The sequence below is a fragment of the Mycobacterium colombiense genome, assembly GCF_001665835.1.
GTDB lineage: Bacteria > Actinomycetota > Actinomycetes > Mycobacteriales > Mycobacteriaceae > Mycobacterium > Mycobacterium colombiense_A.
The window spans coordinates 62,303-78,015 of sequence record NZ_LZSX01000088.1 but is presented as its reverse complement, the minus strand read 5'-3'; the positions used below and the strand labels follow the sequence as shown (position 1 = coordinate 78,015).

General features: G+C 67.7%; 15 protein-coding genes. 8 read left to right on the top strand and 7 right to left on the bottom strand.

The features are described from left to right. The first annotated feature begins 22 nt into the window (after window positions 1-22). Genes A5760_RS21245 through nuoN form a run of 5 tightly spaced genes read left to right on the top strand, consistent with a single transcriptional unit; the run spans window position 23 to window position 6,213 of the window. On the top strand, window positions 23-817 hold the full coding sequence (locus tag A5760_RS21245) for an NADH-quinone oxidoreductase subunit J (RefSeq protein WP_196772165.1): 795 nt from the start codon (window positions 23-25) through the stop codon (window positions 815-817). Then, window positions 814-1,113, top strand: coding sequence for an NADH-quinone oxidoreductase subunit NuoK (gene nuoK / locus A5760_RS21240; protein ID WP_007772892.1), 300 nt, complete (start codon window positions 814-816; stop codon window positions 1,111-1,113). Before A5760_RS21245 ends, nuoK begins: the two co-directional genes overlap by 4 nt. Window positions 1,114-1,123: 10 nt before the next feature. Continuing rightward, window positions 1,124-3,010, top strand: coding sequence for an NADH-quinone oxidoreductase subunit L (gene nuoL, locus A5760_RS21235; protein ID WP_064884419.1), 1,887 nt, complete (start codon window positions 1,124-1,126; stop codon window positions 3,008-3,010). Window positions 3,011-3,043: 33 nt separating this feature from the next. Next, window positions 3,044-4,627 carry an NADH-quinone oxidoreductase subunit M gene (locus A5760_RS21230; protein ID WP_064884417.1) on the top strand — a complete coding sequence of 528 codons (1,584 nt, stop codon included), beginning with the start codon at window positions 3,044-3,046 and terminating at the stop codon, window positions 4,625-4,627. Beyond that, window positions 4,624-6,213, top strand: a complete 1,590-nt coding sequence (nuoN, locus tag A5760_RS21225) for an NADH-quinone oxidoreductase subunit NuoN (protein ID WP_064884415.1) — start codon at window positions 4,624-4,626, stop codon at window positions 6,211-6,213. Before A5760_RS21230 ends, nuoN begins: the two co-directional genes overlap by 4 nt. A gap of 20 nt (window positions 6,214-6,233) precedes the next feature. Here the strand turns inward: nuoN and A5760_RS21220 are convergent, their stop codons facing one another. From A5760_RS21220 to A5760_RS21200, 5 genes are all read right to left on the bottom strand, one after another. Continuing rightward, entirely contained in the window at window positions 6,234-6,698 is a 465-nt protein-coding gene (locus A5760_RS21220) for a hypothetical protein (protein ID WP_082279550.1), read from the bottom strand. Next, the gene (locus A5760_RS21215; protein WP_231122708.1) at window positions 6,691-7,866 is read right to left on the bottom strand and encodes a DUF58 domain-containing protein; all 1,176 of its coding nucleotides are present in this window, start codon (window positions 7,864-7,866) and stop codon (window positions 6,691-6,693) included. The genes A5760_RS21220 and A5760_RS21215 overlap by 8 nt, the downstream gene beginning before the upstream one ends. An 88-nt stretch (window positions 7,867-7,954) precedes the next feature. Beyond that, window positions 7,955-8,932 (bottom strand): AAA family ATPase, encoded by a 978-nt coding sequence (locus A5760_RS21210; protein ID WP_064884409.1) that lies wholly within the window; start codon window positions 8,930-8,932, stop codon window positions 7,955-7,957. 19 nt (window positions 8,933-8,951) lie between these two features. Next, a complete protein-coding gene (locus A5760_RS21205) occupies window positions 8,952-9,434 on the bottom strand; it encodes a hypothetical protein (RefSeq protein ID WP_064884407.1) in 483 nt (160 codons plus the stop codon). Next, window positions 9,431-10,366: a DUF4129 domain-containing protein gene (locus A5760_RS21200; protein WP_064884405.1), complete on the bottom strand. Its 936-nt coding sequence runs from the start codon at window positions 10,364-10,366 to the stop codon at window positions 9,431-9,433. The genes A5760_RS21205 and A5760_RS21200 overlap by 4 nt, the downstream gene beginning before the upstream one ends. 197 nt (window positions 10,367-10,563) lie before the next feature. Here A5760_RS21200 and A5760_RS21195 point away from each other — a divergent pair, with 197 nt between their 5' ends. Further along, complete coding sequence (locus A5760_RS21195) at window positions 10,564-11,937, top strand: HNH endonuclease signature motif containing protein (protein ID WP_419538267.1); 1,374 nt, start codon at window positions 10,564-10,566, stop codon at window positions 11,935-11,937. On the opposite strand, the gene A5760_RS21190 is transcribed toward A5760_RS21195, so the two are convergent. Both A5760_RS21190 and A5760_RS21185 read right to left on the bottom strand, forming a co-directional pair. Beyond that, window positions 11,934-12,815, bottom strand: coding sequence for an SDR family NAD(P)-dependent oxidoreductase (locus tag A5760_RS21190; RefSeq protein WP_064884403.1), 882 nt, complete (start codon window positions 12,813-12,815; stop codon window positions 11,934-11,936). The genes A5760_RS21195 and A5760_RS21190 overlap by 4 nt on opposite strands. After that, entirely contained in the window at window positions 12,812-13,414 is a 603-nt protein-coding gene (locus tag A5760_RS21185; RefSeq protein WP_064884401.1) for a TetR/AcrR family transcriptional regulator, read from the bottom strand. The genes A5760_RS21190 and A5760_RS21185 overlap by 4 nt, the downstream gene beginning before the upstream one ends. A gap of 46 nt (window positions 13,415-13,460) precedes the next feature. Here A5760_RS21185 and A5760_RS21180 point away from each other — a divergent pair, with 46 nt between their 5' ends. Both A5760_RS21180 and A5760_RS21175 read left to right on the top strand, forming a co-directional pair. After that, window positions 13,461-14,597, top strand: coding sequence for a phosphotransferase family protein (locus A5760_RS21180; protein WP_064884399.1), 1,137 nt, complete (start codon window positions 13,461-13,463; stop codon window positions 14,595-14,597). Next, window positions 14,597-15,712, top strand: a complete 1,116-nt coding sequence (locus A5760_RS21175; RefSeq protein ID WP_064884397.1) for a hypothetical protein — start codon at window positions 14,597-14,599, stop codon at window positions 15,710-15,712. Before A5760_RS21180 ends, A5760_RS21175 begins: the two co-directional genes overlap by 1 nt. Window position 15,713: the final 1 nt, after the last annotated feature.

The following is a 15,713-nucleotide window of genomic DNA, read 5'->3' as shown; positions in this document are numbered from 1 at the left end:
ATTGGCCGGCCACGCCGTCGCCGTGGCGTCGAGTTTTGCGCAGGACACCATCGTCCGGACCTCCACCGGCGAAGCGGTCGCCTTCTGGGTGCTGGGCGTCCTGGCCGTGATCGGCGCGATCGGTGTGGTCACCGCCGTCAACGCCGTCTACTCGGCGATGTTCCTGGCGATGACCATGATCATCTTGGCGGTCTTCTACATGATCCAGGACGCGCTGTTTCTCGGTGTGGTTCAGGTCGTGGTCTACACCGGCGCGGTGATGATGCTGTTCTTGTTCGTGCTGATGCTCATCGGTGTGGACTCGGCGGAATCGCTCAAGGAGACGCTGCGCGGTCAGCGCTTCGTCGGCGTGGCCGCCGGGATCGGGTTCGGCATTCTGCTGATCGCCGCCATCGGCAACGTGACCACCGGCGGCTTCGCGGGACTGACCACCGCCAACGCCAACGGCAACGTGGAAGGGCTGGCGGCGCTGATCTTTTCGCGCTACCTGTGGGCGTTCGAGCTGACCAGCGCGCTGCTGATCACCGCGGCCGTCGGCGCGATGGTGCTGGCGCACCGCGAGCGCTTCGAACGCCGCAAGACGCAGCGCGAGCTCTCGCAGGAACGGTTCCGGTCGGGCGGGCACCCCACCCCGCTGCCCAGCCCCGGTGTGTACGCACGCCACAACGCCGTCGACGTTGCCGCGTTGCTGCCGGATGGCTCGTACTCGAAGCTCTCGGTCTCGCCGATGCTGCAAAGCCGCGGCGCCGACGGCAAGAAGACGCCGTCCCCGTCCCCCGAGCCGAGCCCGACTCTCTCCCAAGGAGGTACGTCGTGAATCCGGCCAATTACCTGTACCTTTCGGCGCTGCTGTTCACCATCGGAGCCTCCGGTGTGTTGTTGCGCCGCAACGCCATCGTGATGTTCATGTGCGTCGAGCTGATGCTCAACGCGGTCAACCTCGCGTTCGTCACGTTCGCGCGGATGCACGGCCACCTGGACGGGCAGATGATCGCGTTCTTCACGATGGTGGTCGCCGCCTGCGAGGTGGTCATCGGACTGGCCATCATCATGACCATCTTCCGTACCCGCAAATCGGCGTCCGTCGACGACGCGAACCTACTCAAAGGCTGAAGACGCCAACATGACTCAATACACCTGGCTGCTGGTCGCGCTGCCATTGGCGGGCGCCGCAATCCTGCTGTTCGGCGGGCGACGCACCGACCGGTGGGGGCATTGGCTGGGCTGCGCCACCGCCCTGGCGGCATTCGGGGTGGGCTTGAGCCTGCTCTCGGAGCTGCTCGGCCGCGCGGCCGACGACCGCGTCATCCACCAGAAGGTGTTCAGCTGGATCCCGGTCGGCCAGCTCCAGGTCGACCTCGGGCTGCAAATCGACCAGCTGTCGGTGTGTTTCGTGCTGCTGATCTCGGGGGTCGGGTCACTGATCCACATCTATTCGGTCGCCTACATGGCCGAAGACTTGGACCGCCGAAGGTTTTTCGGCTACCTCAACCTGTTCCTGGCCTCGATGCTGCTGCTGGTCGTCGCCGACAACTACGTGGTGCTCTACGTCGGCTGGGAAGGCGTCGGCCTGGCGTCCTACCTGCTGATCGGGTTCTGGTACCACAAGCCGACGGCGGCCACCGCGGCCAAGAAGGCGTTCGTGATGAACCGGGTCGGCGACGCCGGGCTGGCCCTGGGAATGTTCTTGATGTTCAGCACTTTCGGCACCCTGTCGTACGCCGGGGTGTTCGCCGGCGCGCCCGCCGCCGGCCACGGCGCGCTGACCGCCATGGGATTGCTGTTGCTGCTGGGCGCCTGCGCCAAGTCCGCCCAAGTCCCGCTGCAGGCGTGGCTGGGTGACGCCATGGAGGGCCCCACCCCGGTGTCCGCGCTGATCCACGCCGCCACCATGGTGACGGCCGGCGTGTACCTGATCGTGCGATCGAATCCGTTGTACAACCTGTCCCCTGACGCCCGGCTGGCAGTCGTCATCGTGGGTGCGGTCACGCTGCTGCTCGGAGCGTTCATCGGCTGCGCCAAGGACGACATCAAGCGGGCGCTGGCCGCGTCGACGATGAGCCAGATCGGCTACATGGTGCTGGCCGCGGGCCTCGGGCCGGCCGGCTACGCCTTCGCGATCATGCATCTGCTCACCCACGGCTTCTTCAAGGCCGGGCTGTTCCTCGGCTCCGGTGCGGTGATTCACGCGATGCAGGAGGAACAGGACATGCGCCGCTACGGCGGTTTGCGTGCGGCGCTGCCCATCACGTTCGTCACCTTCGGCCTGGGTTACCTCGCGATCATCGGCGTGCCGCCCTTCGCGGGTTACTTCTCCAAGGACGCCATCATCGAGGCGGCGCTGGCCTCGGGTGGCATCCGGGGTTATCTGCTGGGTGGGGCCGCGCTGCTGGGCGCCGGCGTCACCGCGTTCTACATGACGCGCGTGATGCTGATGACGTTCTTCGGCAAGAAGCGCTGGGGTCCCGGCACCCACCCGCATGAGGCACCCGGCCTGATGACGTGGCCGATGATTCTGCTCGCCGTCGGCTCGGTGTTCTCCGGCGGTCTGCTGGCGGTCGGCGGCACCCTGCAGCGCTGGCTCGAACCCGTCGTCGGAAAGCACGAGGAAGTCACCCACGCGTTCCCGGTCTGGGTCAGCTCCGCGCTGGCGCTGAGTGTCGTGGTCATCGGCATCGCGGTGGCCTACCGGTTGTACGCGAAGATACCGATCCCCCGGGTGGCTCCGCTCTCCGTGTCGGCGCTGACGACGGCGGTACGCAAGGACTTCTACGGCGACGCCTTCAACGAAGAGGTCTTCATGCGCCCGGGCGCGCAACTGACCCAGGCGCTCGTCGACGTCGACAACGCGGGTGTCGACGGCTCGGTCAACGCGCTGGCGGCGCTGGTGAGTTCGACGTCAAATCGGCTGCGGGGGCTGCAAACCGGCTTCGCCCGCAACTACGCACTGTCGATGCTGACGGGCGCGGTGCTGGTGATCGCGCTGATCCTGGCGGTGAGACTGTGGTGATTCGGGACGGCGAGATGAAAAGGAGCGGCGCTGGTGAATAGCGTTCCATGGCTGAGCGTGCTGTGGCTGGTACCGCTGGCCGGCTCCGTGCTGATCATTTTGATGCCACCCGGGCTGCGCCAGCTCGCCAAGTGGACGGGCCTGGTCTTCGGCATCCTGACCCTGGCGGTGGCGGTCGTCGTCACCGCCGGGTTCAAGACCGGTGGCGCGCCTTACCAATTCGTCGAAAGCCACCAATGGATCCCGGCGTTCGGCGCCGGCTACACCCTGGGCGTCGACGGCATCGCGGTGGTGCTGGTGCTGCTGACCGCGGTGCTGATTCCGGTGCTGCAGGTGGCCGGCTGGAACGACGGGGGCGAGCGTAGCCGCGGGGTGCAGGCCTACATCGCCCTGACGCTGGCCATCGAGTCGATGGTGCTGATCTCGGTCATCGCCCTGGACGTGCTGCTGTTCTACGTCTTCTTCGAGGCCATGCTCATCCCGATGTACTTCCTGATCGGGGGCTTCGGCGGCGGAACCGGCAGGTCGCGCGCGGCCGTGAAGTTCTTGTTGTACAACCTGTTCGGCGGTCTGATCATGCTGGCTGCGGTGATCGGGCTGTATGTGGTGACCTCGCAACACGGTTCGGGCACCTTCGACTTCCGCGAGATCGTGGCCGGCGTCGCCTCGGGCCGGTACGGCGCGGACTCGGCTGTGTTCAAGGCGCTGTTCCTGGGCTTCATGTTCGCGTTCGCGATCAAGGCCCCGCTATGGCCGTTCCACCGCTGGCTGCCCGACGCCGCCGTCGAGGCCACCCCTGCCACCGCGGTGCTGATGATGGCCGTGATGGACAAGGTCGGCACCTTCGGAATGCTGCGCTACTGCCTGCAGCTGTTCCCCGGTGCCTCAACGTATTTCCGCCCGCTGATCGTCGTGCTGGCGGTCATCGGGGTGATCTACGGCGCGATCGTCGCCATCGGCCAGACCGACATCATGCGGCTGATCGCCTACACCTCGATCTCGCACTTCGGTTTCATCATCCTGGGCATCTTCGTGATGACCAGCCAGGGACAGAGCGGGTCGACGCTGTACATGCTCAACCACGGCCTGTCCACGGCCGCGGTCTTCCTGATCGCCGGATTCCTGATATCGCGGCACGGCAGCCGGTCCATCGCCGACTACGGCGGCGTGCAGAAGGTGGCGCCCATACTGGCCGGCACCTTCCTGGTCTCGGCCATGGCCACCCTGTCGCTACCGGGCCTGGCCCCGTTCATCAGCGAATTCCTGGTCCTGCTGGGCACTTTCAACCGGTACTGGCTGGCCGCCGCGTTCGGGGTCACCGCGTTGGTGCTCTCGGCGGTCTACATGTTGTGGCTGTACCAGCGAGTGATGACCGGGCCGGTCCTCCGCGGCAACGAAAAGATCGGCGATCTGCGTGCACGCGAATTGATCGTCGTCGCACCGTTGATCGCGCTGCTGCTGGTGCTCGGCATCTATCCCAAGCCGGTGCTCGACATCATCAATCCCGCCGTCGAGAACACCATGACCACCATCGGCCAGCATGACCCCAAGCCGACCGTCCCGGTGGGAACACCCAGACCGGCCGACCTACACCGGACCGCCGAAGGACCGCGATGACCCTCCCTACCCCGAGCATCCAGTACTTCCTGCTGTGCCCGACGCTCATCGTGTTCGGCGTCGCCGTGGTGTGCGTCCTCGCAGAAGCATTCCTGCCCAGGCGAATTCGCTACACCGCGCAGGTGACGCTCTCGCTCGGCGGATTGATCGCGGCGTTCGTCGCGGTCATCGCCGTGAGCCGTTCGATCCAAAGCTCGGGCCGCGTCGCGGTGTTGGGCGCCATGGCCATTGACCGCCCGACGCTGTATCTGCAGGGCACCGTGCTGCTGGTCGCGGTGATGGCGGTGATCTTCATCGCCGAACGCACGCAGGCCAAGGCGGACAGCACGGTTTCCGTGGGAGTCGGCACGGCCGGCTCGGGCGGCCTGGACTCCTTCACGCCGCAGGCATCGGCGGTGCCCGACAGCGACGCCGAGCGCGAGGCGCAGCGGGCCGGGGCCGCCCAGACGGAGCTGTTCCCGCTTGCGCTGCTGTCGGTCGGCGGCATGATGGTCTTCCCCGCGTCCAACGACCTGTTGACCATGTTCGTTGCGCTGGAAGTGTTATCGCTGCCGCTGTACCTGATGTGCGGCCTGGCCCGTCACCGCCGCCTGCTCTCGCAGGAAGCGGCGATGAAGTACTTTCTGCTGGGTGCGTTTTCGTCGGCGTTCTTCCTTTACGGTGTCGCACTGCTCTACGGCGCGACCGGCACCCTGCTGCTGACCGGTATCCGTGATGCGCTTGCCGCGCGCGGCGACACCTCCATGGCGCTGGTCGGCGTCGCGCTGCTGTCGGTCGGCCTGCTGTTCAAGGTCGGCGCCGTTCCATTCCACTCGTGGATCCCGGACGTGTACCAGGGCGCACCCACCCCCATCACCGGGTTCATGGCGGCGGCCACCAAGGTCGCGGCTTTCGGTGCGCTGCTTCGGGTTATCTACGTGGCGCTGCCGCCGCTGCACGATCAGTGGCGCCCGGTGCTGTGGACCATCTCCATCCTGACGATGGCGGTCGGCACCATCACCGCGGTCAACCAGAGCGACGTCAAACGCATGCTGGCCTACTCGTCGGTCGCCCACGTCGGGTTCATCCTCACCGGCGTCATCGCGGACAACCACACGGGCCTGTCCGCCACGCTGTTCTATCTGCTGGCCTACAGCTTCAGCACCGTCGGCGCGTTCGCCATCGTCGGCCTGATCCGCGACGCCGACGGGGTCGAGGACGCGACGCTCTCACACTGGGCGGGGCTGGGTCAGCGCTCACCCATTGTGGGCGTGATGTTTTCGATGTTCTTGCTGGCGTTCGCCGGCATCCCCCTGACCAGTGGCTTCGTCAGCAAGCTCGCCGTCTTCAAGGCCGCCGCCCAGGGCGGCGCCGCGCCGCTGGTGATCGTCGGTGTGGTTGCCAGCGGGGTGGCCGCCTACTTCTACGTGCGGGTGATCGTGTCGATGTTCTTCACCGAAGCGACCGAGGACACTCCGCACGTGGTGGCGCCGGGCATCTTGAGCAAGGCTGCCATCGCGGTGTGCGCCGCGGTCACCGTCGTGCTTGGTATCTTCCCGCAGCCGCTGCTCGATCTCGCCGACCAGGCCGCCCAGCTGCTGCACTGACGGCGTCCGGCCGTCACCGGTCAGCTCATGAACGGCCGGACGGCCAGCAGGTAGATCACCAATGCCCCCAGCGGGGCTACCAACGGCACCCACGGCAACTGCAAGGGAAACGACGTCGCAACCAGTCCGGCGAACGTAAACCCCACGGCGCCAACGGCGGTCGGCCAGCTGTCCAGCACCACCGGGGCGGCCGCGCCGACCGCGTGGCGGCATACCAGGTAGGCGGCGGCGCACAATCCGGACAACGCAACGAAGATCAGGGGCGGGTCGGTCAGCATCACGGTGATCGCCGCCAGCAGCACGGCAACCGTTGCGGCGCGCCGGAATACGGTGCCCACCGCGACCGCGATCAGCGCCGCCACCCAGGCGGCCACCGCCGGGCCCTGCCAACCGTCGGCCGCCAGCCCCACCATCAGCAGGCCGAAACCCGTCGCGAACGCGGGCGCCCCCACCCGCGCCAGCGCCCCCGCACCGGCGTTATCCACGGAGCCTCCCCCGCACCCGTCGGCGGCGATCCGGCACCACACCCATCGACTGTTCCAAACCGCTGTCGCCCGCCCACGACACGATGTCCACGCCGATGGTGGCCATGTCGCGGTACATCGCGGAGCGCTGCAGCGCCCACATCCGATCCACCAGGGGATCCTGCTCGTCTTCGAACGGCGAACTGTCCAGAATGTCGACGGCCAGCACGACATGGCCACGCTTGCGCAGATTGATGAGGGCCAAGGCGAATTCGGTGTCGAGCAGCGTGGAGAACGCGATGACGATGGCGCCGGCGGGTACCGCCGCGCGCGGCGCCAGCGTGCCGGTGGTGTGTTCGAATCGGTCGCCGGCGTTCAAGACGGTGTCGAGCACCCGATAGAACTGGCGCTGCCCGATGTCGGCACCCAGCCAGCGCGGGTGGTTGCCCCCGAGAGCGACGATGCCGGCCCGGTCGCCGTGGCGCAGCGCGGTTTGCACCACTTGCGCCGCCCCGCGCACGACGCGCTCGGTGGCCTCGGTCGCCGGACCCGCGGGCTGGCGATACCCATCGATCAAGACGACGACGTCGGCGGCGCGGTCGGTCAGCCGCTGTGTCACATGCAGTTGGCCGCGACGCGCGCTCACCGGCCAATTCACCGCGCGCAGTTGATCGCCGGGCACGTAGAGACGGATGTCGGCGTATTCCACACCAGGCCCGATATGACGGGTCAGGTGGGCGCCCAACCGGTCGAGCAACTCGGTCTGCGGGATCGGCGTCGGCTGCGGCGGCGTCAACGGAAACACGATGACCTCGGCGGCCCCGACGGTGGCCGTGCCGGTGAGCAGCCCACCGCGGGCGACGACGTCGACGCGAGCACCGATGGAATACCGGCCCCAGCGCCACGCGGTGGCCGTGACGGTCTTCTCCTGGCCCGCAATGGCTTCGGGGATCTCGAGCTCCATGCCCGCGATGTCCGGAATGGTGACCTGGACGGCCGATGCGCCTTCCTGCGTCACCCATACCCTGACGTGTGCCTGCTCGGTTTCGAAGCAACGCTGGGCGTCGGGCTCGCCGTGCACATGAATCGTCGGGACGGGCCGCTGCCAGCTGATCGAGCACAGGACGCCGAGTAGCGGCGCGGCGAAGGCGATCAGCTGCCACCGGGCGCCGATCACGGCGGCGGCCATCGCGAACCCCGCGCACGTCGCGATCGCCCGCGTCAATCCCGATGCACGCCAGCGGAACTCGGCCGCAACGCTGGACGTCACGCCGGGCTCATCCGGCGTCTCCGGCGCCGGATCCGGTTCGCGGCACCGGCAGGCGGTGCAACAACTCTGCGATCACATCGGCTCCCTGGATCTTTCGCACCCACATTTCGGGGCGCAAAGTGATTCGGTGCGAGACCGCCGCGATGGCGAGCGCCTTCACATCCTCGGGAATGACGTAGTCGCGGCCGAGCAGCAACGCGCGGGCGCGGGCGAGTTGCACCACGTCGAGTTCGGCGCGCGGACTGGCGCCCACCGCAACCTGCGGGTGGTGTCGCGTCGCATTGGCCAGCGACACCACGTAGTGCAGGACGTCTTCGTGCACGGTCACCTGCTCGACCGATTCGCGCATGGCCAGCAGGTCATGCGCGTCCACCACCTGGTTGACCGTCGGTTCGGCCGAGCCGCGCTCGAGGCGGCGGCGCAGCATCGAGGTCTCGTCCTGCTCGCTGAGATACCGCAATTCCAGCCGGATCGCGAATCGGTCGAGTTGCGCCTCGGGCAGCGGATACGTGCCCTCGTACTCGATTGGGTTATCGGTGGCCAGGACGATGAAAGGCTTTGGCAGCTGGTGCGTTTCGCCGTCGATGCTGACCTGGCCTTCGGCCATCGCCTCCAGCAGCGCCGCCTGGGTTTTCGGCGGCGTGCGATTGATCTCGTCGGCCAGCAGCAAGTTGGTGAAGATGGGACCGGGCCGGAACGCGAAGCGGCCGGACTGCATGTCGTAGATCGTCGAGCCGAGCAGGTCCGCCGGCAACAGATCGGGCGTGAACTGCACCCGGGTGAATTGCAGCCCCAGCGCGGCGGCGAAGGATCTCGCGATCAGCGTCTTGCCCAGGCCGGGCAGGTCTTCGATGAGGACGTGGCCGCGCGCGAGGACCGTGGTGAGGATAAGCCGCAGTGCGGAGCGCTTTCCCACCACCACGCGCTCTATTTCGTCGAGAATCGCTTCGCAGTGTGCGGTCGTGGTTGCGGCCGGCAGCGTCATGTTGGGATCGCGCCTCCTGTCATACCTGCTCCAGCTTCAGCAGAATCTCTTCCAGCGCCGCACGACCCGGACCGGGTTCGTGGTCACCGCTGCGTCTGACGTTGTTGGGATTGACCCATTCCCACAGTTCCGCGCCGAAGAGCATGCGCCCGGTCGCGTGGAAGGCCGCAGGGTCTTTGGATTGCCTTTGGCCGGTTGTCATCTCGTAGCGACGCGCGAGCATCGGGCGCAGATGGCGGTCCCAGTCGGCCCGGGTGGCCTCCGACCACCGGATCGTCGTCTCGGTGGTGGAAAGCCAGCGGCGCAACGAATCCCCGAGCTCGTCGGCGCCCGGATCCGTGCGCGCATCGAAGCCGCGCGCCAGGGCTCGACGAAGACTGAGCAACACCACGGCCAGCCCGACACCGGCGGCCGCCAACACCCATCGCCGATCGTGCTGTGTCAGTGCCAGCAGTTCTACACCGACGATGAGGCAAACGCCCAGGGAAATAACCTTTTTCATGCGGCGCTCCGGGAGCCCAGCTCATCGAGGACCAGTCGAAGCACGCCCACCGCGATGTCGCGGTGGCCCTCGTTCATCACGTGGGGGCTGAACCGCGCCTCGGCGAACAGGTTCACCAATTGGATGGCGTTGTCGGCGTGCAGCGCATGGTGTTCAACAGCGCGGGCCAACACCTCGGTCGGGGTGTCGAACTCCTGGGGCACCGCGCCCGGAACGTGTGCGAGTTCGCGTTCCATCGCGGCATAGCAGGCGATGATCGCCTCTCGCGGTTCGCGGCTCAGGTCTGTCATCTCGGCCAGTCCACGCTCGGCGGCTCGCGCCAGCGACTCCGAACGCGGCGCGGGCGCCGGGGATTCCGCCGGCTCGTCGGCGTTGACGGGAGCCGGCGGACGCCGCCGCGCCGAGGCCACCGTCCCGGCAACGAACATCACCAACATGGCGACCGTGCAGACGAGCAGGATCCCCAGCAGGTCCTGGGAGCCGCCGCGCGGACGGTGCGGATGCTGCTGCGGCGGCTGTGCGGGCGGGTGCGTCGAGGCCGCCGCGCCACCGTCGGGCGATTGCGCGGAGGGGGCGACACCGTGGCCCAAGAACCGGGCCAGCAGTACCACGATCAGCAGCCAGGCCGCGATCACCGCGACTCCGATCAACAACACGCGCCAGCTCGGTCGTCCTTTACCGGTGCCCAGCATGTCGGACAGACCACCCGCAGTCGGTGCGGGAGCCCGGGGGTCGCGCAACCGCGCGACGACGGCGACCGCGATCAGCGCGAGCGTCACCGCGAGAATCGCTACCACGAACGTCAGCGCCGCCCGGCCGCCCGACTCGCTGCGCATCGCCTCGTGGCGAGCGGGGAGGTAGCCGCGCAGGGCGGCAGCGACCACGAGCAGCAGAACGATCAGGGCAACGACTCGCCCTGTCGGCTTGTCCATACCAGGCATTGGCACACCACTCGATTGGTTGCCTGCCGCCGTCGCGGCACTGACTTTCCTCATACTTGCACGTCAGGCGGCCCTAGGGCCAGGACCGGCGTTCCTGCTTATCCACAGTCGGCAGTTCATCCACATATTTCCCTTGCTTGGTTGAACTCGAACGTATGTTCTATAGCGTGGACTGGGTGGGCACTTTCATGGACGCCGAACGGGCGCGGGAGCGAATCTGCTCCGCGCTTGACGCGATCGATGCGGCCCATGAGGTGCTGCGTCAGACCCCGTCGGAGGTGGTCGGCAACGCCTTTCGGGTTGATCTGGCCGAACGCCTGGAAGTCCAGGACCGCATCAACCGGGGTCTGATGTATCGGGTCTTCGGTGAGATCGCCGACCCGCCGGACGAGGCGGGGTGCGTGCCCGGGGTGCGCGGCATCTTGTGGGCGCGGCTCCGCATCACGCCCAGAGAAGTCGCGCGCCGCTTCAGGCTCGCGGCGCGTCTGCGGCCGCGACGTTCGCTGACCGGCACACCATTGGCACCCGAGTTGCCGGCGTTGGCCGCGGCGGTGGCCGGCGGCGCGGTCGGCGAGGACCACATCCGCGCCGTGTGCGCCGCGGTCGACACGTTGCCGTCCTGCGTCTCCCCTGTCGATGCGGCCGACGCGGAGCGCACGCTGGTGCGGCACGCGACGAAGCTCGACGCCGCGGTGGTCACCAGGCTGGGCCACCGGATTGCCGACTATCTCAATCCCGACGGTCGTTTCACCGATGTCGATCGGGCCCGCCGCCGGGGTGTGCACCTGAGCCCGCAAGGGCCCGATGGGATGTCACGGCTCACCGGTCTATTGGATCCCGAGGCCCGGGCTTACTTCGAAGCCCTGGAAGCGGCGGTGCGCCCCGGCCGCCATCAGACGCCCGACAGCGATCCCGAGGCGCGCGACGACCGCACACCGGCCCAACGCTGCCACGACGCCCTCAAGCTCGGCCTCCAAACGGCTATCGCCTCCGGCGGTCTCGGGATGCACCGCGGCCATCCCGTCACCGTGATCGCCACCACCACGCTGGCCGAACTGGACCGGGCCGCGCACGCCTCGGTCGACTCGTCGATTCCGATGCCCGCACCGGCGCACACCGGCGGCGGCTCACGACTGCCGATGCCGGATCTGATTCGCATGGCCGCCAAGGTAATCCACTATCTCGCCGTGTTCGACGAGCACACCGGCCGGCCGCTGTATCTCGGGCGCCAGAAACGCATCGCGACCGCGGATCAGCGCCTCATCTGCTTCGCCCGGGACCGCGGATGTACCCACCCCAATTGCCTCGAACCCGGCTATCACTGCGAGGTTCACCATGCACACGAATGGGCGGACGGAGGCCGGACCGATGCCGACAACCTGTTCTTCGCCTGCGGCTCCGACCACGGCGCGGTGGGCAGGGGCGAATGGCGCACTTCGGTCGTCGGCAACGGGCGACTTGGCTGGACCGACGGCAACGGACCGCCCGCTGTGAATCACGCCCACCATCCCGACGAGCTCCTTCGCGGCGATCCCGACCCGCCTAACGGCGCGTCGGTCTAATCCGCCGCGAAGGGCCGGAAGCTGCCGTCGAGCACCTGAAGGTGGCCGATGGTGCGCCCGGTGACCTTGGCGGGATCGACCAGGACCAATTCGACTGCGGCGCTGGCGAATTCGTCCTCCGATGCGGTGTCATCGAAGTTGCGGGCATAGTAGGAGAGCCCCGGCGTGAGAATCGCTTTGGACGGCGACAACGCGTTGACCGCGATGTTGTAGTCGGTGAGATCGTATGCCGCGCACTGGGTCAGGTGCTCGAGCGCGGCCTTGGATCCGCCGTAGCCGGGCAGCACCCCGCCGCTGCGGTCGGCGTACGGGCCGTCGCCGGGCAGTCGCGAGGCGACCGAGGTGATGTTGATGATCGAGCCGCCACCGGCCTCGATCATGTCGGGGCACACCATCTGCATCAGCTCGTAAGCCGCGAACACCGCGATGTCGAAATGCCGGCGATACGCGTGCAGGGGCGTGCTGACGAACCCCGGCCAGCCGGGTTTGGCAGCCCCCGCCGGCTTACGGGCACCCTTGGCGGCTTTGTCACCCGGCTCGGCACCGGGCACCGGTGGCCGCCCGGGCGCGGTGAAGGCGGCATTATTGATCAGAATCCCGATGGGGCCCAATGCCTCTCGTGCCGAATCCACCAGCCGGGCGATCTGATCGCGGTCGGTCAGATCGGCGCGGACCGCGACGGCACGCCCGCCCGCCGCCTCGATGTCGGCGACCGTCTCGCCGATGGTTCCCGGCAACCGGTCGTCCCAGACTTCTTCGGTGCGCCCGGCAACCGCCACCGCGGCACCCTCGGCCGCCAATGCCAGCGCGATCGCCCGTCCCAGGCCGCGGCTGGCGCCGGTGACGATCGCGGCGCGGCCCGCGAGCCGCCCCGTCATCGCCGCACCCCGTGCACGACGATCGCCGTTGTCTGTTCCACCCACGCGTCGTCGAGCGCTTCTTCCGGACGCAGCAGCATCCGCAGCATCGTCGCTCCCCCAATCAACTCGATCAATCGGTCCGGATCCACATCGGGATGGGCTTCGCCCCGGTCAACCGCCTCGCGCAGCCGCACCCGCACCGCGGTGAACAAGTCCACGAACCGCGCCATCACCCGGGCATTGAGCGCGGGGTCGGCCGTCATGTCGGCGACCAAACCGGGCAGCGCCGCGCGTACCACCGGGGTGGTGAACACATCGCGGGTGGCCTCGATCATCATCCGCATGTCGGCGGCGATATCCCCGGCCGGCGACTCCAGCGCGGTCGGTGCGGTCGGGAAGGCCGCCTCGTGCACCAGTTCGGCCTTGCTCGACCACCGCCGGTACAACGCGGATTTCGTGGTGCCGGCGCGCTCGGCGACCGCGGCCAAACTGATGTTGGAATAACCTGTTTGGACAAGCAGTTCGGCGGTCGCCGATAGGATCGCCGAATCGATACGCGGATCGCGCGGGCGGCCGGCGCCGGAGGCCTTGTCAAGGCCGGACGGGTCTGCTTTCATAACGCTACCTACCGTATCGTAATTGCCTCAACGAAGGAGGCACCTTATGGCAACAGAACCCGCGGTCGACAACGTCGACCGGCTCCAGCGCTCCAGCCGTGACGTCACGACGTTGCCGACGGTGTTGTCACGCTGGCTCTCCACCGTACTGCCGGATGCCGCAAAACCCGAGGTGACCGTGGAAAGCGGCGTGGACTCGACGGGCATGTCGTCGGAGACCATCATCCTGAGCACCCGCTGGCAGCAGGACGGGCAACCGACCGAGCAGAAGCTGGTGGCGCGGGTCGCCCCCACCGCCGAGGACGTGCAGGTCTTCCCGACCTACCGGCTCGACCACCAATTCGACGTCATCCGGAAAGTCGGCGAGCTGACCGATGTGCCCGTGCCCCGGGTGCGCTGGCTGGAGAACACCGGCGACGTCCTCGGCACACCGTTCTTCGTGATGGACTACGTCGCCGGTGAGGTGCCGCCCGACGTCATGCCGTACACGTTCGGCGGCAACTGGTTCGCCGACGCGCCCGCCGAGAAGCAACGCGAGCTGCAGGACGCCACCGTCGGCGTGCTGGCCACGCTGCACTCGATTCCGGACGCGCAGAACACGTTTGGCTTCCTCACCGAGGGCCAGAGCGGGGACACCGCGATGCGCAAGCATTTCAACTGGGTGCGGTCCTGGTATGACTTCGCGGTACCCGACATCGGGCGATCACCGCTACTGGAGCGGACCTTCGACTGGCTGGAAGCCAACTGGCCGGCCGAGGCGGCCGCCGCCGAGCCCGTGCTGCTGTGGGGCGATGCCCGGGTGGGCAACGTGCTGTACAACGACTTCCGTCCGGTGGCGGTGCTGGACTGGGAGATGGTCACGTTGGGGCCGCGGGAGCTCGACGTGGCGTGGATGATTTTCGCGCACATGGTCTTTCAAGAACTCGCGGGCCTGGCGACCCTGCCGGGGCTGCCCGGGGTGATGCGCGAGGAGGACGTGCGGGCCACCTACGCGCGGCTGGCCGGGGTCGAAGTCGGCGACCTGCACTGGTTTTACGTGTACTCGGGCGTGATGTGGGCGTGCGTGTTCATGCGCACCGGCGCCCGCCGGGTGCACTTCGGCGAGACCGAGAAGCCCGACGATGTCGAATCGCTGTTCTACCACGCCGGATTGATGAAGCGTCTTATCGGAGAGGACCAGTAATGCTCGGACCACTCGACGAGTTCCCGGTACATCAGATTCCCCAGCCGATCGCGTGGCCGGGCTCCTCGGACCGCAACTTCTACGACCGCTCCTACTTCAACGCCCACGACCGCACCGGGAACATCTTCGTGATCAGCGGCATCGGGTACTACCCCAACCTCGGGGTCAAGGATGCGTTCCTGCTCGTCAGGCGCGGGGACACCCAGACCGCCGTGCACGTCTCGGACGCCATCGACCAGGACCGGCTCAACCAGCACGTCAACGGTTACCGCGTCGAGGTCATCGAACCGCTGCACCGGCTGCGGATCGTCCTCGACGAAACCGAAGGCATCGCAGCCGATCTCACCTGGAAAGGGCTGTTCGAGGTCGTCCAGGAACAACCGCACATCCTGCGGGCAGGCAACCGGGTGACGCTGGACGCGCAGCGTTTTGCGCAGCTGGGCAGCTGGAGCGGACACATCGTCATCGACGGCGAGGAGATCGCCGTCGACCCCGACACCTGGCTGGGCAGCCGCGACCGGTCCTGGGGCATCCGCCCGATCGGCGAGGCCGAGCCCGCGGGACGTCCCGCCGACCCGCCCTTCGAGGGCATGTGGTGGCTGTACGTGCCCATGGCCTTCGACGATTTCGCGATCGTGCTGATCATCCAGGAGGAGCCCAACGGGTTCCGCTCGCTCAACGACTGCACCCGGATCTGGCGCGACGGCCGCGTCGAGCAGCTGGGCTGGCCGCGGGTCAAGATCCACTACCGCTCCGGCACCCGCATCCCGACCGGCGCGACGATCGACGCCACCGCCCCCGACGGCACCCCCGTGCACTTCGACGTCGAATCCAAGCTGCCGGTGCCCATTCACGTCGGCGGCGGCTACGGCGGCGACTCCGACTGGATCCACGGCATGTGGAAGGGCGAGAAGTTCTCCGAGCGCCTGACCTACGACATGGCCGACCCGGCCATCATCGGCCGGGCGGGCTTCGGCGTGATCGACCATGTCGGCCGCGCCGTCTGCCGCGACGGCGACGGCGAGCCGGTCGAGGGCTGGGGCCTCTACGAGCACGGCGCGCTGGGCCGGCACGACCCGTCCGGATTCAAGGATTGGCTGACGGTCGCGCCATAGT

What these genes read in the sequence shown, in the direction of transcription:
- nuoN (WP_064884415.1), top strand. Translation starts at nt 4,624, where the DNA reads ATGACCCTCCCTACCCCGAGCATCCAGTACTTCCTGCTGTGCCCGACG.
- A5760_RS21215 (WP_231122708.1), bottom strand. Translation starts at nt 7,866, where the DNA reads ATGGCCGCCGCCGTGATCGGCGCCCGGTGGCAGCTGATCGCCTTCGCC.
- A5760_RS21190 (WP_064884403.1), bottom strand. Translation starts at nt 12,815, where the DNA reads ATGACGGGGCGGCTCGCGGGCCGCGCCGCGATCGTCACCGGCGCCAGC.
- A5760_RS21205 (WP_064884407.1), bottom strand. Translation starts at nt 9,434, where the DNA reads ATGAAAAAGGTTATTTCCCTGGGCGTTTGCCTCATCGTCGGTGTAGAA.
- A5760_RS21180 (WP_064884399.1), top strand. Translation starts at nt 13,461, where the DNA reads ATGGCAACAGAACCCGCGGTCGACAACGTCGACCGGCTCCAGCGCTCC.
- A5760_RS21195 (WP_419538267.1), top strand. Translation starts at nt 10,564, where the DNA reads ATGGACGCCGAACGGGCGCGGGAGCGAATCTGCTCCGCGCTTGACGCG.
- nuoL (WP_064884419.1), top strand. Translation starts at nt 1,124, where the DNA reads ATGACTCAATACACCTGGCTGCTGGTCGCGCTGCCATTGGCGGGCGCC.
- A5760_RS21185 (WP_064884401.1), bottom strand. Translation starts at nt 13,414, where the DNA reads ATGAAAGCAGACCCGTCCGGCCTTGACAAGGCCTCCGGCGCCGGCCGC.
- A5760_RS21210 (WP_064884409.1), bottom strand. Translation starts at nt 8,932, where the DNA reads ATGACGCTGCCGGCCGCAACCACGACCGCACACTGCGAAGCGATTCTC.
- A5760_RS21175 (WP_064884397.1), top strand. Translation starts at nt 14,597, where the DNA reads ATGCTCGGACCACTCGACGAGTTCCCGGTACATCAGATTCCCCAGCCG.
- A5760_RS21200 (WP_064884405.1), bottom strand. Translation starts at nt 10,366, where the DNA reads ATGGACAAGCCGACAGGGCGAGTCGTTGCCCTGATCGTTCTGCTGCTC.